Origin of the sequence: Bradyrhizobium sp. B039 (assembly GCF_038965675.1) — a bacterium.
Lineage (GTDB): Bacteria > Pseudomonadota > Alphaproteobacteria > Rhizobiales > Xanthobacteraceae > Bradyrhizobium > Bradyrhizobium diazoefficiens.
Map to the genome: position 1 here is coordinate 8651677 of NZ_CP152416.1, position 21521 is coordinate 8673197.

General features: G+C 65.8%; 18 protein-coding genes. 4 read left to right on the forward strand and 14 right to left on the reverse strand.

Annotation, left to right across the window (positions count from 1 at the left end):
- Positions 1-9: 9 nt before the first annotated feature.
- Together AAFG50_RS40805 and AAFG50_RS40810 are read right to left on the reverse strand one after the other, a co-directional pair.
- A complete protein-coding gene (locus AAFG50_RS40805; protein WP_011083757.1) occupies positions 10-963 on the reverse strand; it encodes a DMT family transporter in 954 nt (317 codons plus the stop codon).
- Positions 964-997: 34 nt separating this feature from the next.
- The gene (locus tag AAFG50_RS40810) at positions 998-1492 is read right to left on the reverse strand and encodes a transcriptional repressor (RefSeq protein ID WP_011083756.1); all 495 of its coding nucleotides are present in this window, start codon (positions 1490-1492) and stop codon (positions 998-1000) included.
- Between the two features lie 156 nt (positions 1493-1648).
- Between AAFG50_RS40810 and AAFG50_RS40815 the strand changes: the two genes are divergently transcribed.
- Genes AAFG50_RS40815 through AAFG50_RS40825 form a run of 3 tightly spaced genes read left to right on the forward strand, consistent with a single transcriptional unit; the run spans position 1649 to position 4848 of the window.
- Positions 1649-2131, forward strand: coding sequence for a MarR family transcriptional regulator (locus tag AAFG50_RS40815; RefSeq protein WP_011083755.1), 483 nt, complete (start codon positions 1649-1651; stop codon positions 2129-2131).
- Entirely contained in the window at positions 2124-3287 is a 1164-nt protein-coding gene (locus AAFG50_RS40820) for an HlyD family secretion protein (RefSeq protein ID WP_028172618.1), read from the forward strand. The genes AAFG50_RS40815 and AAFG50_RS40820 overlap by 8 nt, the downstream gene beginning before the upstream one ends.
- Positions 3288-3291: 4 nt before the next feature.
- A complete protein-coding gene (locus tag AAFG50_RS40825) occupies positions 3292-4848 on the forward strand; it encodes an MDR family MFS transporter (RefSeq protein WP_011083753.1) in 1557 nt (518 codons plus the stop codon).
- A gap of 177 nt (positions 4849-5025) precedes the next feature.
- Here AAFG50_RS40825 and AAFG50_RS40830 read toward each other — a convergent pair whose 3' ends face one another.
- The 6 genes from AAFG50_RS40830 to pcaF form a co-directional block, all read right to left on the reverse strand.
- Positions 5026-6117, reverse strand: a complete 1092-nt coding sequence (locus AAFG50_RS40830; RefSeq protein WP_028172617.1) for a phosphotransferase — start codon at positions 6115-6117, stop codon at positions 5026-5028.
- A 48-nt stretch (positions 6118-6165) separates the two neighbouring features.
- A complete protein-coding gene (locus AAFG50_RS40835) occupies positions 6166-7857 on the reverse strand; it encodes a methyl-accepting chemotaxis protein (RefSeq protein ID WP_028172616.1) in 1692 nt (563 codons plus the stop codon).
- Positions 7858-8119: 262 nt separating this feature from the next.
- The gene (pcaG, locus tag AAFG50_RS40840; RefSeq protein WP_028172615.1) at positions 8120-8722 is read right to left on the reverse strand and encodes a protocatechuate 3,4-dioxygenase subunit alpha; all 603 of its coding nucleotides are present in this window, start codon (positions 8720-8722) and stop codon (positions 8120-8122) included.
- Between the two features lies 1 nt (position 8723).
- Positions 8724-9425 carry a protocatechuate 3,4-dioxygenase subunit beta gene (gene pcaH, locus AAFG50_RS40845; protein ID WP_028172614.1) on the reverse strand — a complete coding sequence of 234 codons (702 nt, stop codon included), beginning with the start codon at positions 9423-9425 and terminating at the stop codon, positions 8724-8726.
- A 130-nt stretch (positions 9426-9555) separates the two neighbouring features.
- Positions 9556-10449 carry a dioxygenase gene (locus tag AAFG50_RS40850; RefSeq protein ID WP_028172613.1) on the reverse strand — a complete coding sequence of 298 codons (894 nt, stop codon included), beginning with the start codon at positions 10447-10449 and terminating at the stop codon, positions 9556-9558.
- 119 nt (positions 10450-10568) lie between these two features.
- On the reverse strand, positions 10569-11777 hold the full coding sequence (pcaF, locus tag AAFG50_RS40855; protein ID WP_028172612.1) for a 3-oxoadipyl-CoA thiolase: 1209 nt from the start codon (positions 11775-11777) through the stop codon (positions 10569-10571).
- Positions 11778-12103: 326 nt separating this feature from the next.
- On the opposite strand from pcaF, the gene mutS reads away from it, so the two are divergent.
- Positions 12104-14842, forward strand: coding sequence for a DNA mismatch repair protein MutS (gene mutS / locus AAFG50_RS40860; RefSeq protein ID WP_028172611.1), 2739 nt, complete (start codon positions 12104-12106; stop codon positions 14840-14842).
- A 116-nt stretch (positions 14843-14958) separates the two neighbouring features.
- On the opposite strand, the gene AAFG50_RS40865 is transcribed toward mutS, so the two are convergent.
- The 6 genes from AAFG50_RS40865 to AAFG50_RS40890 all read right to left on the reverse strand — a co-directional run bounded on the left by AAFG50_RS40865 (position 14959) and on the right by AAFG50_RS40890 (position 21466).
- Positions 14959-16635: a PAS domain-containing methyl-accepting chemotaxis protein gene (locus AAFG50_RS40865; protein ID WP_028172610.1), complete on the reverse strand. Its 1677-nt coding sequence runs from the start codon at positions 16633-16635 to the stop codon at positions 14959-14961.
- Positions 16636-17022: 387 nt separating this feature from the next.
- On the reverse strand, positions 17023-17832 hold the full coding sequence (locus AAFG50_RS40870; RefSeq protein WP_028172609.1) for a hypothetical protein: 810 nt from the start codon (positions 17830-17832) through the stop codon (positions 17023-17025).
- Between the two features lie 220 nt (positions 17833-18052).
- A complete protein-coding gene (locus tag AAFG50_RS40875) occupies positions 18053-18562 on the reverse strand; it encodes an OsmC family protein (protein ID WP_027542149.1) in 510 nt (169 codons plus the stop codon).
- Between the two features lie 55 nt (positions 18563-18617).
- A complete protein-coding gene (locus AAFG50_RS40880; RefSeq protein ID WP_028172608.1) occupies positions 18618-19403 on the reverse strand; it encodes an ABC transporter ATP-binding protein in 786 nt (261 codons plus the stop codon).
- A 4-nt stretch (positions 19404-19407) separates the two neighbouring features.
- Complete coding sequence (locus AAFG50_RS40885) at positions 19408-20253, reverse strand: ABC transporter permease (protein WP_028172607.1); 846 nt, start codon at positions 20251-20253, stop codon at positions 19408-19410.
- Between the two features lie 241 nt (positions 20254-20494).
- Complete coding sequence (locus tag AAFG50_RS40890) at positions 20495-21466, reverse strand: aliphatic sulfonate ABC transporter substrate-binding protein (protein ID WP_028172606.1); 972 nt, start codon at positions 21464-21466, stop codon at positions 20495-20497.
- Between the last annotated feature and the right edge of the window lie 55 nt (positions 21467-21521).

The window sequence follows — 21521 nt, forward strand, 5'->3', positions numbered from 1 at the left end:
GTCCAAATATCAGGTTTTGGTGACGTTCAGCAATGCATCGCGCGGCGCCGCAGCCGTTTGGCTGGGACGGTTAACCAGAAAAAGCCCAGCAATTACAAGGACCGCGGCGGCCCCGAATGTCAGGCTCAAGGTGTCGTGCATGATGAAATAGCTACCCACCACGCCAAACAAAGGGGTGATGAAGGTAAAAGCGGACAATTTGCTGGCCGAATAGGCCTTCACCAGCGCGAACCAAAGCGTGAACGTGGTTCCCACCACCCAGATCGCCTGGAAGGCCATCAGGGCGAGGGACAGCGGCGCCGGGGTGTGGGTGATGGATTCGCCGAACAACCAGGCCGCCAGGCCCAGGATCGGGATCGAGGTCGCAACCTGGTAGCCCAGCGCCTTCTCCGGCGCGGCGAAGCGCAGCCGCGTGCCCTTGGCAACCAGCGTGGTGGCCGCCCACAGCGCGGCACCGCCGACGATCATGAGGTCGCCGAGCAGCACCTTGGCGTCGACATCCGGCTGCGGCACGCCGATCGCGAGCGCGACGCCGGCAAAGCTCACCGCGAGCCCCAGCCATTGCGTGCCGCCGAGCCGTTCGCCGAGCACCTGGTAAGAGCCGAGCGCGACGAAGAACGGTGCGGTGTAAAGAAACACCACGGCCCGGGACGCCGGCGTGAGGCGCAGGCCCTGGAAGATCAGCACGAACTCGATGCCGAACATCAGCCCGGCGATCAGGCCGGGCTTCCACGTGCCGTCCTTCTCGAAGAATTTGACGCCGCGCAGCGTGCCGATGATGAAGAGTACCGGCAGCGCGCCCATCGAGCGGATCATCGCCTGGAGCATCGGCGGGATGTCCGGCAGCACCAGCTTCACCGCGATCTGGTTGAACCCCCAGGTCAGGCACAGCATCAGCATCAGGGCGATGGCGCCGGCACTGAGGGGGCGACCGGCGGACGGTATGGCTTGAGGTGAGGACATTTCTTCCCGATATCGGCTTTGCGCCGTTGTTGCTTTATGCAGTTTTCTGACAATGGGTGCAGATGCCCGTGATCTCCACCACAGACAATTTGGGGGCAAAACCTGAGCTGCGCGCAGCGGCGTTGATATCCTTGGCGAAGGACGCCGACGGGATCTCGCCGACCAGACCGCAGCGCTCGCAGATCAGGAACGCCACCGCGGAGGTCGCATCGTGGTCGTGGGCGGCGCAGGCGAGATAGGCGTTGCGACTTTCGATGCGGTGCACGAGGCCGTTGGCCATCAAGAAATCGAGAGCACGGTAGATCGTGATCGGCGCCGGCCGCGGCATCGACTTGGCGAGTTCGTCGATCACCTCGTAGGCCCCGAGCGGGCGGTGGCTGGAGAGCAGCGCCCCGAGCACCTGGCGGCGAATCGGCGTGAATTTCTGCGCGCGCTGCTCGCAAACCTCCTCGGCATGCGCCAGCGCGTCCGCAGTGCAGCGGCCGTGATCGTGGTCGGGCGCGGGGAATGCCGGCTTTGCGAGGGTCATTTGGCCTGCCTTCTAGCATTTCGGCGAGGGAACCCAAAGCACGACCGGCGAACGGCGGTCAGCCATGCTCTTGCAGCGGGACAGCGTCCCGTTAACCCGCCATGAAAAAATCATAAGCTTGCTTATAGTATCTCAAGCTTATAGGAGACCAAGCTCATGAGCCGCGGGCCCGTGGACCAGAACTTCCTGTTTACGCTCGCCGAGCTCTATCGCCTGCTGCGCGTCTATGCCGACAAGGAGGCGTCGCGCTTCGGCATCACCCGCGCGCAATGGGCGGTGCTGGCCAAGGTCGAGCGTAGCGAGGGCATGAAGCAGTCGGAGCTCGCCGAGCTCCTCGAGGTGCAGCCGATCACGCTGACGCGCCTGATCGACAAGCTCTGCGACAATGACTGGATCGAGCGCCGCAGCGACGCCTCGGACCGGCGCGTCAAGCGCCTCTACCTGAGGAAGGCCGGCCGGCAATTGCTCGGCAAGATGAGCGGGCTCAGGTCCGAAATCACGGCCAACGCGCTCGACGGTATCAATCCGGCGGATGCCCATCGCCTCCTCACCCAACTCGAAGCAATCAAGGAAAACGTGCGTACCGCGATCCAGACATCCGGAGCGGAACAAGCACGTAAGGAGCAGCGCTATGGCTGATCAAGTCATCAAGTTCCAGCCCGAGCAGAAGATCGACAGCGGCAAGCCCACCAAGAAAGCCGGCACCGATCCCCGCCGCCGCATCGTCGCAGGCCTGCGGCGCTATCGCCGCTTCCTGCTGATGGTCGTGCTGCCGATCGTCGTCGCCATTGGCGGCTTGACCTTCTATCTGAATGGCGGCCGCTATGTCGGTACCGATGACGCCTATGTCGGCGCGCAGAAGGTGCTGGTGACGCCCGACATCTCCGGCAAGATCGAGAAGGTCGTCGTGAGGGAAGGTCAGCTCGTCAAGCAGGGCGATGAGCTGTTCGAGATCGATCCCGTGCCGTTCCGCCTCGCGGTGGACGAGGCCAGGGCGCAGCTCGCGCAGGCGCAGTCGACCTACGACAATCTCCGCGCCAACATCAAGATCTACGGCGACATGCTGAGCCTCGCCCAGCAGGGCGTCGACCTCAAGCAGCGCGACGTCGAGCGCAAGCAGGCGCTGGTCAAGAACAGCTACGGCTCGCAGCTCGACCTCGACAACGCGGCGAACGCGCTGGTCACATCAGGCTCGATCGCGCAATACGTCAAGCAGCAGATCTCGGCGGCCAAGACGCAACTGCTCGGCGATACCGACCTGCCGCTGGAGAAATTCCCACCCTACGCGCAGGCCAAGTCCAAGCTCGACAACGCCGAGCGCAATCTCGATCACGCCGTGGTGCGCGCGCCGATGGGCGGCGTCGCGACGCAGGTCGAGCAGATTCAGCTCGGCCGTTACGTCACTGCCGGCACGCCGGTGTTCTCCATCATCGACGTCGCCCATCCCTGGGTCGACGCCAATCCGAAGGAAAGCGACCTCACCTACGTCACCGAAGGCCAGCCTGTTACCCTCGAGGTCGACGCGTTCCCGAACCACGTGTTCAAGGGCAAGATCGGCTCGCTCTCGCCCGGTACCGGCGCGCAGTTCGCGATCCTGCCGCCGCAGAACGCCACCGGCAATTTCGTCAAGGTGGTGCAGCGCGTGCCGATCCGCATCTATTTCGACGAGACCGACAAATACGTGCGGAAGCTGAAGGCCGGCATGAGCGTCTACGCCACCATCGACACCGGCCATCGGCGCTCGCTCGCCGGCCTGTTCGGCCTGTCGGCGACCGCGGGCCAGGACAAGGACTGATCCGATGTCCGGCCCCAATGCCAGCCTGATGGTTCCCGGTCTGCGCCGGAACATGGTGACGATCTGCGCCATGACCGCGACCATCATGCAGGCGCTGGACACCACCATCGCCAATGTCGCCCTGCCCTACATGCAGGGCACGCTGTCGGCCTCGCAGGACCAGATCAACTGGGTCTTGACCTCCTACATCGTCGCCGCCGCGATCATGACGGCGCCGGTGGGCTGGATCGCCAACCGCTTCGGCCGCAAGCGCATCTTCATCATCTGCTCCGCCGGCTTCACCATGGCGTCGGTGCTGTGCGGCCTCGCGCAGGACATCAACCAGATGGTGCTGTTCCGCCTGCTGCAAGGCGTGTTCGGCGCGGCGCTGGTGCCGCTGTCGCAGTCGGTGATGCTCGATTATTACACGCTCCAGGAACGCGCCAAGGCGATGTCGATCTGGGGCATGGGCGTGATGATGGGCCCGATCATGGGTCCCTCGCTAGGGGCATGGCTCACCGAGACCTATTCCTGGCACTGGGTGTTCTTCGTCAATCTGCCGTTCGGCGCCATCACCGTGCTCGGGCTGATCATCTTCATGGACGAGACCAGGAAGGACATCAGCCTCAAATTCGACTGGTTCGGCTTCGCTGCGCTGGCGGTCGCGATCGGCTCGCTTCAGCTCGCGCTCGACCGCGGCGAGCAATTGGGCTGGCTCGAATCCAATGAGATCGTCGCGGAGTTCATCGTCTCCGCCGTCGCGTTCTACTTCTTCGTCGCGCACTCCTTCACGACCTCGACGCCGTTCATCCGCTTCGCGCTGTTCCAGGATCGCAATTTCGTCACCGGCTGCATGTTCATGGTCGTGATGGGGCTCGTGCTGTTCTCGACCATGGCGCTGGCCTCGCCCTACATGCAGAACGTGATCGGCTACCCCATCATCACCGCCGGCCTGCTGCTGGCGAGCCGCGGCTTCGGCACCTTCTTCGCCATGATGCTGGTCGGCCGCATGATGCGTTATTTCGAGGCGCGCACGCTGATCATCTCCGGCCTGACGCTGACCGCGGGCTCGCTGTACCAGATGACCGGCTGGACCGACCTGACCCAGGTGCCGGAGATCGTGACCGTCAGCGTCATCCAGGGCTTTGGCTTCGGCCTGGTCTTCGTGCCGCTCTCGACCGTTGCGTTCCTGACGCTGTCGAACGAGCTGCGCACCGACGGCACCGCGATGCTGACCCTGATGCGCAACGTCGCGAGCTCGGTCGGCATTTCCGTCGTCATCGCCCAGCTGACGCAGGGCACGCGGCGGACCTATGCGATCCTGTCCGAGCACGTCAACCCGTTCAACCACGCACTCCAGATGCCCAGCGTCAGCGGCATGATCAACCTGTCCACCGACGCTGGCCGCGCCATGGCCGACAGGATGGTCAGCGTGCAGGCGCAGATCATCGCCTTCGCGCACGACTATATGCTGGTGATGGTCTTCATCCTCTGCACCATCCCGCTCGCCCTGTTGATCGGCTCGACCAAGGCCACGCTGCGCAGGCAGGCCGCGGGGCCGGAACATGCGGTGATGGAGTAAGGGGAGGGGCGTCACAAGCTCCGCCGTCGTCCTGGACAAGCGAAGCGCAGATCCAGGACCCATTACCCCAGGGAGGAGTTTGGCGAAGACTCGTGATTACCAGCTTCGCGCCACAACCTCGCCCTGGGGTAATGGGTCCTGGCTTTCGCCAGGACGACAGCAAGTATGTAGCGTCGCCTACCCCAAGAGCTCCTCACACCCCAGATCCTCGACCGCCATCATCACCCGCTCCAGATTGTTCCACCAGATCAGCGGCGGGATGTTGATGCTCCACTGCCAGACCGGCCCCGTGATGTGCCAGAGCACCGACAGACGATAGTCCTGATCGAGCGCGCCGCGCGTGTAGCCGCTGACGCCGTTGGCGACCAGCGTCTCGTGATAGCGATTGAGCAGCGGCCGTTCGAGCGCCTGCCTGCGGTCCGGGTACCATTGCATCGCCATCATGTAGGCAAGGTCACTCGTCGGCACGTTGATGCGCCACTGGTCGAAATCGAAGATGCGCACGGTATCCGCGACGCCGGGGCGCGGCAGCATGAAATTCCAGATATGGGCATCGCCATGGGCAATGCTGATGTGACGCCGCGAATGATAGCGCTGGGATAGCCGAGCCGAGTGCTCGATCAGGCGGCGATAGAGGGTGCGGCGCTCTTCGCCGAGGCGATCACCGAGCAGATCGGCGAAGCGGTCGTAATGGCCGGCGAAGGTTTCCAAGTGCTGCGCGCGGTCCTCGGCGCTCGCCCAGGTGCCGACGGTGTCGCCAAGACCGGGATGGTCCCACCATGCCGCATGCCAGCGCGCCAGTGTCGTGACGATCGCCATCGCCTGCTCACGCGACGGCGGCAGCGGCCACTTCGTTGCGATCTCATGGCTGTCGGTAAGGTCCTCGAGCAGCAGGTGCCAGGTGGGGCCGTCCTCGTCGAAATGCCCGTCAAAGCAGCGCGGCACCAGTCCCGGCGGCATCTTCGGCGCAAGCTGCGTGTAGAAGTCCACCTCGCGCCGGCCGCCATTGGCGAGGCTCTCGGCGAAAGCGGAATTGGGAGTCTTGAGGATCAGCGACTGCGGGGCGCCAGCGGACTCGCCGACATAGCGCAGCCCGAGCCTGACGATCTGTGACACGAGGGTGTCACGCTGATGCAGCACCTTCACCTCGCGCACCGCGCCCGCGTCAAGCACGCCGCCCCTGCGCAGCGCCGCCGTCAGTTGGGCGGACTCAACGACCGCCGGCAATTGTGGAGATGTCATAGCCACGATGCCCCTGTCCCGCGCCATACTGCACGATCACGCCCCCGGGCACCAGCGGCCGACGCGATGCCGGGCTCAAGCCGCGGCGGTCGAGTCGCGCACAGTCCGGACCACGACCGACCGCAGCTGTTCGAGATTGGACGCCATGCCGGCGATCGCCTGCCTGACCTCCGCGGCGCGCTCGTTCACGGAGGCAGCGTCGCGGCTGACATTGCTGATCTTGGCCGAGACCTCCTTCGCGGCGGACGCCGATTCGGAAATCGACCGCGCGATCTCCCGCGTCGCGGCGTCCTGCTGTTCCATCGCGGCAGCAACCGAGGTCGCCACACCGTCGATCTCGACGATGTGGCCCCCCATGGTCTCGACGGCATCGACCGCGGCCTGCGTCGAGGCCTGGATCTCGGCGATCAGCCGCCCGATCTCCTCGGTGGACTTGGCGGTCTGGTCGGACAGGGATTTCACTTCGGCGGCCACCACCGCGAAGCCGCGGCCGGCCTCGCCGGCGCGCGCCGCCTCGATCGTGGCGTTGAGCGCCAGCAGGTTGGTCTGGCCGGCGATGCCGCCGATGAGGTCGGAGACCTCGGCAATCTTCTTCACCGATCCCGCCAGCGCCTGAATGGTCGAACGCGCCTGCTCACGGCCGGCAACGGCCGATCTGGTGACCGTGCTGGTCCGCGCGACCTGGCCCGCGATCTCGCGGATCGAAACACTCAGTTCTTCGGCCGCGGCCGAAACGGTCTGGGAACTGCCGAGGGCCTGGGTGGAGGCCGCGGCCACCGCCTGCGATTCCGAGGACAGCGATCGCGCGATCTCGGACAGGCTGGAGACGGCCCGCTCGACGCCCTGGCTCGCCGCGCTCGCGGTGTCGACCGAGCGCCCGGTCTCGCGCTCGACGGTTTCGGCCATCTGGTGCAGGGCGCCGCGCTTGGCGAGCGCGGCCTCCCGCTCCTTCTGCAACTGCTCCTCGCGCAGCCGCGAATTCTCGGCCGCCGCCTGCTTGAACACCACAAGCGCGCCCGCCATCGAGCCGACCTCGTCCCGGCGGTGTGCAAACGGAATGTCGGCGGCGAGATCGCCGGTCGCGAGCCTTTGCATCGTATCCGTCATGCGCACGATCGGGCGCACCACGCCGAGGGCAACGCCAAGCAGGCCTGCGGCAACGAAGGCCAGGACGGCGGCGGAGACGCCGAGGAGGATATAGAGCATGGTGCTGTCGCGCTCCGCGGCCAGCTTCTCCATGTCGGCGTTCTGCTTGTTGGCGCTCTCGACGATGCTGTCGATGACGGCGCGGTGGGCCGTGTAGGCGTCCTTGAGCTGCGCGTAGGCGCCTTCGGCAGCGGCGCTGTTCTTGGCCTTGAGGGCCGGCAGGAGCTGATCGGACAGGACTTTCCAGAACTTCTGCACCTCGGCATCGGACTTCGACACCAGCGCGTTCTTCAGATCGGCCGAGAGGCTGGAGGCGATCCAGAATGCCTTGCGCTCGTCGTAATCCTTGCGGAGCTGGACCAGGCGCTCGCCATGGGCCGCCAGCTGATCCGGCTCGCGCATGGCGAGGGTCGCTTCGAGATAGGCCTCGATGACATATTCCGGCGGCGGCAGGATGTCCGCGATGAGGTCGTTGCCCAGCTTGATGTCGGAATAGAGCGGACCGCCGACCTTGAGCTCGCGCAGGGCGTAGAGGCTGGTGGAAACGACCGCCGTGAAGCCGATGGCGAGAACGATCCCGAATGCAATGACCGCAGAAGAAAGCGAGAGACGAAATTTCATGGAACAATCCAATGGCGCAGGTCGAGATCCAAACGGACCCTAAACGATTGCGGTAAACACGGGATTGCTTCGCGCGGAAATTGTATCCCGCGGACACCGGAAAATTACGGGACAGGACGTCAAACGGTCGGTTTTGAGTCAGCGAGACTGACTCACGGCGCGAAGAGAAACGACTCGGGCCCGATGCAACGCGGCAACCAGCTCAGTTGCGCGGGATGAGAAACGCGTGCCGGCCGTCGATATCGCCGCCACGCGTGCCGCCTCACACGTCGAAGAACACCGTCTCGTTGTCGCCCTGCAAACGCAGGTCGAGGCGATAGACCGCCTTCCCCGCCTCGCGCGTCGCGATCAGCGTGGCGCGGCGCTCAGTGGGCACCAGCGCCAGCACGGGGTCGGCGGCATTGCCGGCCTCGTCGCTGAAATAGATCCGGGTGTAGAGATGCCGCAGCATGCCGCGGCCGAACACCGCAAGGAGGATATGCGGCGCCTGCGGCTTGCCGTCAGGATCGGGCACCGCGCCCGGCTTGACGGTGTCGAAGGCGTAATTGCCGTCCTTGTCGGTGCCGCAGCGGGCGAAACCGCGGAAGCTGGCGTTCGGCAGCGCGCGCTTGTCCTGCGGATCGGAGAAGCGGCCTTGAGCATCCGCCTGCCAGATCTCCAGCATGGCATCGGGCACGGCGACGCCGTCACCGTCGAGCACGCGGCCCTCGATGCGGACACGATCGCCCGTGACGTCGGGCGTCAGCGTCGAGTTGGTGAACGCGTCGTTCCAGGCGTAGTCGCCGGTCGGCGTCAGGCCGTATTTGAAGAACGGACCGACGGTCTGCGATGGGGTGATCCCCTCGGGCTTCACAGAATCCTGCACGTTAGTGGTTCTCCATGGGCGTGGCGTTCTTGCCGCGCAGCACGATGTTGAAGCGGTAGCACAGCGCCCATTCGGGCTGGGTGTTCTCGAGATCGAACGACGAGACCATCCGCGCGCGCGCCTTCTCGTCCGGCACCGAATTGAAGATCGGATCGAACGGGAACAGCGGATCGGCCGGGAAGTACATCTGCGTCACCAGGCGCGTGACGAAGGAATGGCCGAACACCGAGAGATGGATGTGCGCGGGACGCCAGGCGTTGTGGTGATTGCCCCACGGATAGGCGCCGGGCTTGATGGTGACGAAGCGGTAGTAGCCGGAGGCATCGCTCTGGGTGCGGCCTGCGCCGGTGAAGTTCGGATCCAGCGGCGCCGGATGCTGGTCGCGGACATGGACGTAGCGGCCGCAGGAATTGGCCTGCCAGATCTCGACCAGCGAGTTCGGCACGCCGCGGCCGTCCTCGTCGAGCACATGGCCGTGCACGATGATGCGCTCACCGATCGGCTCGCCGGTATGCTGTGTGGTGAGATCGTTGTCGCCCTCGCGCACGGTCTCGTGGCCGTAGACCGGGCCGGTCAATTCCGACAGCGTGTGGCGCATCGGGATCAAGGGCTTGTTCGGTGCGCGCTTGATCGAGCTCTTGTACTCGGGCGACAGCGGCAGCGGATGCGCCTTGTTGCTATCGACGGGATAGATGAATGTCATTGGCGAACTCCTCCCCCGGCCATTTTCGGTCCGGCCGGTCAACACTTCCGCCAATCATTATAGGATATAACTAATTGGGGGAAGCGGGTTTAGCGGTCCTCCTGCGCTCGGCCCGGCACTTGCGCGCGTGCTACTTGATCGGCGGACGTGGCAGCACGGCCTCGCCGGCCTCGAGCCGGTAGGTGTGGTCGAGCGAATACCAGGGCGTCGCGACGTCGCGCGCGGCCGGATGCGGCGTATCGTGGCGCAGGAACTTGCCGATCAGCGCCTGCGTCACCCCGAACTGCACGTCGCTGTCGATATGCGGATCGGCGGGGTCGTAGACCTGCGAGATCAGCACCTTGAATCCGGGCTTGAAGATCAGCGCGTGCAGATGCGCGGGACGATAGGGATGCCGGCTCTGCGCCTTCAGCAGGCGGCCGACCACACCACTGGTCGGAATGGGATAGCCAACCATCATCACCGAACGGAAGGCGAAGCGCCCGTCCTGGTCGGTCGTGAACTTGCCGCGCAGGTTCATGTCCGCTTGCTCGGGGTCCTGGTTCTCGTAGAGACCGACCGGCGAGGCATGCCAGACATCGACCTCCGCCCCAGTGACGGGACGGCCATCCTTGTCCACGACGCGGCCGCTGACGAACAGCGGCGCACCCGGGGTCTCGGAGCGAACGATCGATCCGCCGTTCTCGACCCGCGGCGAGTTCAACCGCCAGAACGGTCCGAGCAGCGATTGGTCGGTTTCCGTATTGCCCTGATCGCCATTGTTGAGCAGGCACACCAGCGGCGAGACGCCGAGCGAGCCGGCCATCAGCACGACTTCGTTATGCGTATCGGTGGTCAGCTTGCCGAGCTCGGCCACGATCGCCGTGGCGTCGCGGAATTCCGCCTCGGTCAGGCGAACATCGCGGACGAAGGCGTGCAGGTGCTTGACCAGTGAGACCATGATCTGGCGAAGCCGCGGATCGGACGTCCGCTCCATCACCGCCAGTGCCGCGGCCGTGACGTCCTGCTCACGTTCGATGATCATGCTTGCCTCCCGGTCGCCCGTCATTCCGGGGCAGCCCGACAGGGCTGAACCCGGAATCTCGAGATCCCGGATTCCGCTCTAACGAGCGGCTCCGGGATGACGGGACGCGCAGCGTCCCGTCAGTTCAGCTTCTCGATCGCCACGGCAACGCCCTGGCCGACGCCGACGCACATGGTGGCGAGCGCGAGCTTGCCGCCGCGCTTCTCCATGCCGTGCACGGCGGTGAGCGCCAGGCGCGCGCCGCTCATGCCGAGGGGATGTCCGAGCGCGATGGCGCCGCCATGCGGATTGACGAAGTCGGCATCGTCGGCAACGCCGAGCTGGCGCATGCAGGCGATGCCCTGCGAGGCGAAGGCCTCGTTGAGCTCGATCAGGTCGAAATCGCTGATCTTCTTGCCGAGCCGCTCCATCAGCTTGCGGGTCGCAGGCACAGGTCCAATGCCCATGATGCGCGGCGGCACGCCGGCCGAAGCGAGGCCGAGGATGCGGGCGCGCGGCGTCAGGCCGTGCTTCTTCACGGCAGCTTCGGACGCCAGGATCATCGCAGCCGCGCCGTCGTTGACGCCGGATGCGTTGCCGGCGGTGACCGTGCCGGGATTGCGCACAATCGGCTTCAGTTTGGCGAGACCTTCCAGCGTGGTCTCGGGACGCGGATGCTCGTCCTTGTCCACCGTGATCGGACCGGCCTTGCCGCCGGGAATGCTGATCGGCGTGATTTCTTCGGCGAAATAGCCGGCCGCGATCGCGGCGCCTGCGCGCTGCTGCGAGCGGATGGCGAAGGCGTCCTGGTCGGCGCGCGAGACCTGGAATTCCTCGGCGACGTTCTCGCCGGTCTCCGGCATCGCATCGACGCCGTACTGCGCCTTCAGCAGCGGATTGATGAAGCGCCAGCCGATGGTGGTGTCGAAAATCTCGGCCGAGCGGGAGAAGGCCTCCTGCGCCTTGCCCATCACGAAGGGCGCGCGGGTCATGGATTCGACGCCGCCGGCAATGGCGAGCTCGATCTCGCCGGAGCGGATGGCGCGGCCGGCGGCACCGACTGCATCGAGGCCGGAGGCGCACAGGCGGTTCAGGGTCTGGCCGGGAACCGAGTCGGGGAGACCTGCGAGCAGCAACGCCATGCGTGCGACGTTGCGGTTGTCCTCGCCGGCCTGGTTGGCGCAGCCGAAGAACACCTCGTCCACCTGCGCCCAATCGAGATTGGGGTGCTTGGCCATCAGCGCCTTGATCGGCGCGGCGGCGAGGTCGTCGGCACGCACCTTGGCAAGCGAGCCGCCGAAACGGCCGATCGGGGTCCGCACGGCATCGCAGATAAAGACGTCACGCATCGTTGTTCTCCCTGAATGCCGCGGTCCGGCCAAATTCTTCAATTCCGGCGGAGTTTTAGGAGGGCGCCCGCGGCAGGTCAATTGACGGTTTCGCGGGTGGCCGTCATTCAAACCCCTCCGTCTTTCCGGGGCGCCCGGAGGGCGAGCCCGGAATCCATAACCACAAGCCGGGGTTATGGATTCCGGGCCTGCGCCTTTCGGCGCATCCCGGAATGACGACCGAAGATGAGGCGCGCTCATCCCGCCATACGGACAGCGTGGAAAACCTCGCTTCCCCGGCCAAACCGATAGGAGCGCGGGACGAAATTTTGTAGGTTGCGCCGCCCATGACGATGCAACAGCCGATACCCGTACCGCCGCCCGACGAAACGCCCGCACCGCAGGCGGAAGCCGCCGCGCGCGTCACGCCGATGATGGAACAGTACCTGGAGATCAAGGCGGCGCATCAGGGCCTGCTGCTGTTCTACCGGATGGGCGACTTCTACGAATTGTTCTTCGAGGACGCCGAGATCGCCTCCAAGACGCTCGGCATCGTGCTGACCAAGCGCGGCAAGCACCAGGGCGCGGACATCCCGATGTGCGGCGTTCCGGTCGAGCGCTCCGAGGATTATCTGCACCGCCTGATCTCGGCCGGCCACCGGGTCGCGGTCTGCGAGCAGACCGAGGATCCCGCCGCCGCGAAAGCGCGCGGCAACAAGAGCGTGGTGCGCCGCGGCGTGGTGCGGCTGGTCACGCCCGGCACGCTGACCGAGGACACGCTGCTCGATGCGCGCGCCAACAATTACCTGCTGGCGATCGCGCGCGCCCGCTCGTCCACCGGCGGCGACCGCTTCGGGCTCGCATGGATCGACATCTCGACCGCCGAATTCATGGTGACGGAATGCTCGGGCGGCGAGCTCGCCGCAACGCTGGCGCGGATCAATCCGAACGAGGCGATCGTCACCGACGCGCTCTACAATGACAACGAGCTCGGACAGACCTTGCGTGAATTGCCGGCGGTGACGCCGCTGACCCGCGACGTCTTCGACGGCGCCACCGCCGAGAAGCGGCTGTGCGACTACTTTGCCGTCGCGACCATGGACGGGCTGGCACAGCTGACCAGGCTCGAAGCGACGGCCGCGGCCGCCGCCGTCACCTATGTCGACCGCACCCAGGTCGGCAGGCACCCGCCACTGTCGCCGCCCGCGCGCGAAGCCTCGGGCGCGACCATGGCGATCGATCCGGCCACGCGCGCCAATCTCGAGCTGACGCGGACGCTCGCCGGCGAGCGCCGCGGCTCCCTGCTCGATGCGATCGACTGCACCGTGACCTCGGCGGGCTCGCGCCTGCTGGCGCAGCGGCTGGCGGCGCCGCTGACGGATGCGCCGGCGATCGCGCGGCGGCTCGACGCGGTCGGCGCCTTCGTTGCCGATTCGGCCGCTCGCGAAGACATCCGCAGCATCCTGCGCGGCGCGCCCGACATGTCGCGGGCGCTGGCCCGTCTCTCGGTCGGCCGCGGCGGACCGCGCGACCTCGCGGGCTTGCGCGACGGCATCATCGCCGCCGACCAGGTGCTGGCGCGGCTCGGCGAACTCGACCAGCCGCCGCAGGAGATCGCGGCGGTGATGGCGGCCTTGACGCGACCATCGCGCGAGCTCGCGGCCGAGTTTGCGACAGCGCTCGACGAGCAACTGCCGCTGATCAAGCGCGACGGCGGCTTCGTGCGCCAGGGCTATGAGCCCGCGCTCGACGAAGCCCGGAACCTGCGCGACGCCTCGCGCCTCGTGGTGGCCTCGATGCAGGCCCGCTACGCCGACGACACCGGCGTCAAAGGCCTCAAGATCCGGCACAACAACGTGCTCGGCTATTTCGTCGAGGTCACCGCGCAGCATGGCGACAAGCTGATGTCGGCACCGCTCAACGCGACCTTCATCCATCGCCAGACGCTTGCGGGCCAGGTCCGCTTCACGACCTCCGAGCTCGGCGAGATCGAAGCCAAGATCGCCAATGCCGGCGACCGCGCGCTCGGTCTCGAGCTCGAGATTTTTGAGCGGCTCTGCGCCAAGGCGCTCGAGATCAGCGACGACCTGCGCGCCGCCGCGCAAGGCTTTGCGCTGCTCGATGTTGCGACTTCGCTGGCCAAGCTTGCAGTCGACGAGAACTATGTGCGGCCGGAAGTGGACTCCTCGCTCGGCTTTGCGATCGAAGCCGGCCGTCATCCCGTCGTCGAGCAGGCCCTGAAGCGCAACGGCGAGCCGTTCATTGCCAATGCCTGCGATCTCTCGCCGGCGCCCGCGCAAAAGTCCGGCCAGCTCTGGCTGCTGACCGGTCCCAACATGGCTGGTAAATCGACCTTCCTGCGCCAGAACGCGCTGATCGCACTGCTGGCGCAGATCGGCAGCTTCGTGCCGGCGACGCGCGCCCGCATCGGCATCATCGATCGCCTGTTCTCGCGCGTCGGCGCCGCCGATGATCTCGCGCGCGGCCGCTCCACCTTCATGGTGGAGATGGTCGAGACCGCGGCGATCCTGAACCAGGCCGGCGAGCGCGCGCTCGTGATCCTCGACGAGATCGGCCGCGGCACGGCAACCTTCGACGGCCTCTCGATCGCCTGGGCCGCGATCGAGCATCTGCACGAGAGCAACCGCTGCCGCACGCTGTTCGCGACGCATTATCACGAGCTGACCGCGCTCTCGGCCAAGCTGCCGCGGATGTTCAACGCCACCGTGCGCGTCAAGGAGTGGCAGGGCAATGTCGTGTTCCTGCACGAGGTGCTGCCGGGCTCGGCCGACCGCTCCTACGGCATCCAGGTGGCAAAACTCGCAGGCCTGCCGCCGGCCGTGATCACGCGCGCCAAATCCGTGCTGGCGAAACTCGAGGCGCAGGATCGCGGCCAGACCGCGCGGGCCCTCGCCGATGATCTGCCGTTGTTCGCCGTGCCCTCACGCGCCGCCGCGGAAGCCGCGCCGCCGAGCGAGGCGGAGCTGCTGATGGACGCGGTGAAGGCGCTGCACCCCGACGAGATGTCTCCGCGCGAAGCGCTCGATGCACTGTATGCGTTGAAGGCCAAGCTGCCGAAGCAGTAACGGCGCCGTAGGGTGGGCAAAGCGTAGCGTGCCCACCATGCAACGACGAATTCGCGGATGGATGGTGGGCACGGCGCGCGAAGTGCGCGCGCCTTTGCCCACCCTACGATACTGCCCTACGCCCGCGCCGCGATCGCCGCCGCTTCCGCCGCGGCGCGCTGCATGCTGGTCGACATCTCGTTCGTGACCGTGCTCTGCTCCTCGACGGCGGCGGCGGTCGATGTCACGTATTCGCTGACATTGTTGATCGCCTGCTTGATGGAGCCGAGCGCGCTGACGACGTCGCCGGAGATGCCGTTGAGGCTGCCGATCTCCTGGCCGATCTTGTCGGTCGCCTGCTTGGCCTGGTTGGCGAGGCTCTTCACCTCGGAGGCGACCACGGCAAAGCCGCGGCCGGCTTCGCCGGCGCGCGCGGATTCGATCGTGGCGTTGAGCGCGAGCAGGTTGATCTGCCCGGTGATGCTGTTGATCATCTCGACGATGCCGCTCATCGCCTGCGCGGCCTCGGTGAGGCGCTGCGCCTGGGCGTCGGCGGCGGCGACCTGATCCACCGCGCTCATCGCGGTTTCGCGCGACTTGGTCATCGCCTCGGAAATCTCCCGCACCGAGGCGTTGAGCTCCTCCGAACCCGCGGCGACCGATTCCATCATGCCGCGGACGCGCTCGTTGCCCATGCGGACGAGCACCTGCTTCGTGGTGTCGGTGGCATATTTCACGACCTTGAACGGCTTGCCGTTGAGATCGAGGATCGGGTTGTAGGAGGCCTGGATATAGACCTCCTTCCCGCCCTTGCCGATGCGCTTGTATTCCGCCGCCTGGTACTGGCCGCGGTTGAGCGCGGCCCAGAACTCGCGATAGGTCGCGCCGTCGCGCTCGGCAGGCTCGACGAACATGCTGTGATGATGGCCCTTGATCTCGGCGAGTGAATAGCCGAGCGTCCCGAGGAAGTTGGCATTGGCGGTGATGATGGTGCCGTCCATGTTGAACTCGATCACCGCCTGCGCCTTGTCGATCGCCGCGATCTGACCGGCGAGATCGACGTTCTTCAGCTTCTCCGCGGTGATGTCGGTCGCGAACTTGGCGACGCCGAACGGCTTGCCGTTCTCGTCGAGCAGGGGATTGTAGGAGGCGAGGATCCAGACCTCGCGACCGCCCTTGCCGATGCGCTTGAACTCGCCGGCCTGGTATTCGCCGCGGTTGAGCGCGGCCCAGAATTCGCGATAGGCGCCGCCGTCACGCTCGGACTGAGCCACGAACAGGCTGTGGTGCTTGCCCTCGATCTCGGCCAGCGAATAGCCGAGCGCCTTGCAGAAATTCTCGTTGGCCGTGACGACGGTACCGTCGAGCTTGAACTCGATCACGGCCTGGGCGCGGCTGATGGCGGACACCTTGGAGGCTTCCGTCATGGCGCGGACCTTCTTGGCGGTGATGTCGGTCGCGATCTTCACGACCTTGACCGGCTTGCCGGCATTGTCGAGCACCGGATTGTAGGACGCCTCGATCCAGACCTCGCGGCCGCCCTTGGCAATTCGCTTGAATTCGGCGGCCTGCGGCTCGCCGCGGTTGAGCTGCGCCCAAAACGCCTTGTATTCGGCGCTGTCGCGCTGATCGGCCGGCACGAACATGGCGTGCTTCTTTCCCTTGATCTCGTCGAAGGAGTAGCCGAGCGCCTTCAGGAAATTCTGGTTGGCCGTAAGAATCGTGCCATCCATCGCAAACTCGATCACGGCCTGCGACCGGCCGATGGCGGCGAGCTGTGCGTCTGCATCACTGCGGGAGTTGCGACCAAACATCAAAGAATCTCCATCTCGAAACAACACCGATCGGGACGTGCCCGTCGGAACCAGGGGATGTGACCGCGCGGCAACGATGCCGTATTCCAATCAGCGGTTCCCGCAGGTCCGATCGCTTGAATAGAGATCCGCCAAAATATACGCGGGCGGTGTCGGACGCGGGTATGCAAATTGATTCGTACGGGAAAAGCTCGAACAAAGTTCTAATAGAAATGTCGGAAAGCAGCAGTCGGGGAAAATCGCCGGTGCACACGGCGCCCCGCAGCGGTCTCGGCCCAAATTTGAAATGACATTTGTCATTCAACGGCTTGTGGGACGCCGCGCTGATTGCTCGAATGAACTAGCCGCAGTTATGTCTTCGACGTCATCTCGCGTTCATCCGTAGTCTCACGGCTTCTGCCGAGCCTTGTGCATCGCGCGCCGGCCGATCCCCCACAGCGTCAGGTTCCAGGTGACGCAAGTGCCGAGCGCAAGACTCAAGCCGACGGCCAGGCCGAACTGCACCACCGCGACGTGCATGACGGCGACCGCCATTCCGAATCCGAGCAGACCCCAGGCGGAGTTGGCGAGCACGGCGGCGGTCGGCGGACCGCCGATGCGCGGATGCAGGATCACCATCATGCTGGAGAACACCACGGGATACAGCGCGATGATGCCGCTGATGCGGGGGCCGACCCAGCTGGAAGTCGAGACCACGATGGCGACGAGGGTCGCGACCAGCGCAGCCCGCATCGGGACGTCGTACCAGCGCCGCGTCACCAGCGGCATCTTCACGTGGCGATAGCCTGCGAGCAGCGGAATGCAGATGCCGAACGCGATCAGATTGGCGGCAAGCCCGGCGGTGAGCGACCAGTCGAACTGGCGGATGATCGAGGCCAGCCCGATCCACACCGCGACGGCGCTGCCGCAACTCACCGCGAGATTGTGCCGCTGCGACAGCACGACATAGGTGAGGCACATGAAGATGGTCGCCGCGTTCACCGGCAGGCTCGCCAGCGCGCCCTGCGCGATGAAGGCGGCGTCATGGTCGATCGCGAGGAAGACGTAGGACGGACCGGCCGAGACCGGCAGGGTCGCGATCAGCGCACCGATCACCGGACCCGAGCGTTCGGTGATGATCGAGGCGGTCACGACGAACGCCGCCGCGATCGCCATGCGCAGGAGCAGGAAGAGGATGAAGTGGAGCTCGGTGGACATTTTTTTGTTTGTCGTGCCGGACAAGCGAAGCGCAGATCCGGAAGGAAGGCATTCTGTCCGTCATTCCGGGGCGCGCGAAGCGCGAACCCGGAATCCATAGCCACAGGGCGTAGTGATTCGAGAGCCGGACCTACGACCGTCCGAAATCACGACAGCCTTGGGTTATGGGTTCCCGCCTACGCGGGAACGACACCAATTGTGGAGCAGCGACTCTCGCGTCTCACATCCGCTGCATCGACACCGAAACCTTCGGGCCGTTCTTGATGGTCTGGTAGACGACGCAATAGCGCTCGGTGAGCTTGAGCAGCAGATCGAGCTTGTCCTGCGGCGCCGGCGTGTCGACCTCGAAGCGGAGGCGGATCTCGGCGAAGCCGACCGGCGTCTCCTTGTCGACGCCGAGCGTGCCGCGGAAATCGAGATCGCCCTCGGCATAGACGTTGCCGGTCTTGAGCGGCACCTCGATCGCGGTCGCAACCGATTTCAGCGTGACGCCGGCGCAAGCAACCAGCGCCTCGAGCAGCATGTCGCCGGAGCAGAGTTCGAGGCCGGAGCCGCCGGTGGCCGGATGCAGGCCGGCAAGCGCGATAGCGCGGCCGGTCTCGACCTTGCAGGCGATGCCGTCGCTGTCAGTCGAGCCCTTGGCCTTCAACGTGATCAGCGCGGTCTTGGGATCGGTCTTGTAGCGTTCCTTGATCGGGGCCTGCATCTGGCGCAGTTGGGCAGCGTCCATTTTCGTTCTCTCCCGGAAAAATCGCCCCTCGATGTACCGGCTTGAGGAGAAATTGTCACCACCACATGGCCTGACCGGGACCCTGGGTTGCGTCACGGTCGGGCACGCTGCGGTCGAGCGAACGGTCGAGTGACGTCAGCACACTTCGCTTGAAGTTCTCGAACAGCGGCGAATTGCGGTCGCGCGGCCGGCCCAGATTGATCTCGATCTGGTCGAACAGGCGGCCCGGCCGCGGCCGCATCACCAGCACGCGATCTGCCAGCACCACGGCCTCGTCGACGTCATGTGTGACGAGGATCAAGGTCGGGCGCGTGTCGGCCCAGAGATCGAGCAGATGATCCTGGAGATCCCTGCGGGTGAATGCGTCGAGCGCGGAGAACGGCTCGTCGAGCAAGAGCACCTCGGGCTGCGGCACCAGCGCGCGGGCGATCGCGACGCGCTGCGCCTGCCCGCCGGAGAGCTCGCGCGGCCAGGCCTGCGCCTTGTCGGCGAGCCCGACGCGCGCGAGCGCGCGCGCCACCTTCTCGCGCCGCTCGGCCGCGGGCAGATCGGCAAGGCCAAAGCCGATATTGTCGGCGACGCTGAGCCAGGGCAAAAGCCGCGGCTCCTGGAAGATGATGCCGATCTTGGCATGCGGCGAGGCGATCGCCTCGTCGTCCAGCGTCACCGTGCCTGAGCTGGCGCGATCGAGGCCGGCGATGGCGCGCAGCAATGTTGATTTGCCGCAGCCGGAGCCGCCGATGATGGCGACGATCTCGCCTTGGCGGATCGCGGCCGAGAAACGCGCCAGCGCCTCGACGCCGTTGGGATAGGTCTTGCTGACCCTGTCGAGCGCGAGCATCGCGTTACGCTCCCCTGGGACGCCCGAAGCCGTCCTGCCAGCGCAGGAAGGGCGCGGACCCGACCTCGATCAGCCAGTCCGTGAGCTTGCCGAGCATGGCGAAGATCACGATCGCGGCGAGGATCTGCGCGGGCTTGCCGAGCTGCTGGCCGTCGAGCAGGAGATAGCCGAGACCTTCGGACGCCCCGATCAATTCGGCCGCCACCACGAACATCCAGCCGAGACCGAGGCCGACGCGCAACGACACCACATAGGCCGGCAGCACCGCGGGCAAGAGGATGCGGCGGATCATCGCCGGGCCGGAGAGGCGGAAGGTGCGCCCGACCTCGACGATCTTGCGATCGACCGAGAGGATGGCACCCATCACGCCGAGATAGACCGGGAAGAACACGCCGACCGCGATCAGCGCGATCTTCGATGTCTCGAAGATACCGAGCCAGAGGATGAACAGCGGCACCCAGGCCAGCGAGGGTATCGCGCGCAGCGCCTGCACGGTCGGATCGAGCAGCCGGCGCGCCAGCGACCAATAGCCGGAAATCGCGCCGAGCAGCGTGCCGGCGACCACTCCGAACGCGAAGCCAAGGCCGACACGCCACAGCGTCGCGGCGATGTGACGGACCAGCTCGCCGGAGCGGGCGAGGTCAGTGATGGTGACAAAGACGCGCGAGGGCGGCGGCACCAGCCGGCCGTTGGACCAGCCGGACCACACCACGAGCTCCCAGCCGAGCGCGAGCGCGAGCGGCAACAGCACACCCAGCACCGGCCGCGCGTAACGCGCGATGCGCGAGGGCGCGGTGGCGCCCTCGGCCGGTTCAGAGGATTGTTGCAAGGCAGGCGCGTCGGAGATCATGGTCGGTAGGAAGCGCGTCTGGTGAGGGAATGCAACAGTGTCGCCACACCCACGACCGTCGTCCCGGACAAGCGCGCCTCAAGCGCGCGCCGATCCGGGATCCATAACCACGGGGAGGAGTGGTTACGGGGATTCGGAGTGACCGCCTTCGCGCAACAACCACTCCCTGTGGTTATGAGTCCCGCCCTTCGCCGGGACGACGGCGGAGTTTGATGCACGCGCGGCTGCCTCTTCCTGCCGACTAATTCGTCGGCAGCGGGATCTGGTCGTCGATCAGCGCATCCAGCGTCGCCTTCACGTCAACCTTGGTGTCGACGACGCCCGCCTGCTGCAACGCCAGGCCGGCCGCGAGGATCGACTCGCGCTGGGGCGCGCCGATGCGGCTGTGGGTCAGCTCGGTGCGCTCCTTGAGCTGCTTGTCGACGACGGCCTCGGGAAGCTTCGTCACGGCGATGAAGGTCTTCTTCAGTTCGTCATAGTTCGCCAGGGAATATTTGCGCGCCTCTTCGTAAGTGGCGAGCACGCGGCGGGCCACGTCCGGATAGTCCTTCAGGAACTGCTCGCGCACATTGAGGATGCCCCAGGTGTTGGCGTCAGCCTTGCGATAGAACAGCTTGGCGCCCTCCTCCACTTCGGCCTGCGCCATCATCGGATCGAGCCCGGCCCAGGCATCGACATCGCCGCGGATCAGCGCGGTCTTGCCGTCGGCGTGCTGGAGCAGCACCGGCGTGATGTCCTTCTCGGCGAGGCCGGCGCCAAGCAGCGCGCGCACCAGGAAGATGTGCGAATCGGTGCCGCGCGTCACCGCGACGCGCTTGCCCTTGAGATCCGCAACGCTTGCGATCCTGGACTCCTTGCCCGTCACCAGCGCGGTCCATTCGGGACGCGAATAGACATAGATCGACTTGATCGGGTTGCCGTTGATCTTCGCCACCAGCGCCGCCGAGCCCGCGGTCGAGCCGAAATCGATCGAGCCGGCATTGAGGAATTCGAGTGCCTTGTTGGAGCCGGCCGATTGCACCCAGGTGATGGTGATGCCGTCCTTGGCGAACTCCTTCTCCAGCAGCCCCTTCTGCTTCAGCACCAGCGACACCGGATTGTAGGTCGCCCAGTCGATGCGGATTTCCTTGAGCGGATCGGCCGCCCGCGCCGCGGGGGTCATGGCGAGCGCCATCGCGCCCACCAGCAGAATGCGTCGTGTCACCTTGGTCATGCCCGCCCTCCTCAAAAACTTCATTGTTTTTCAATGAGTTATATCTAGAGGTCAA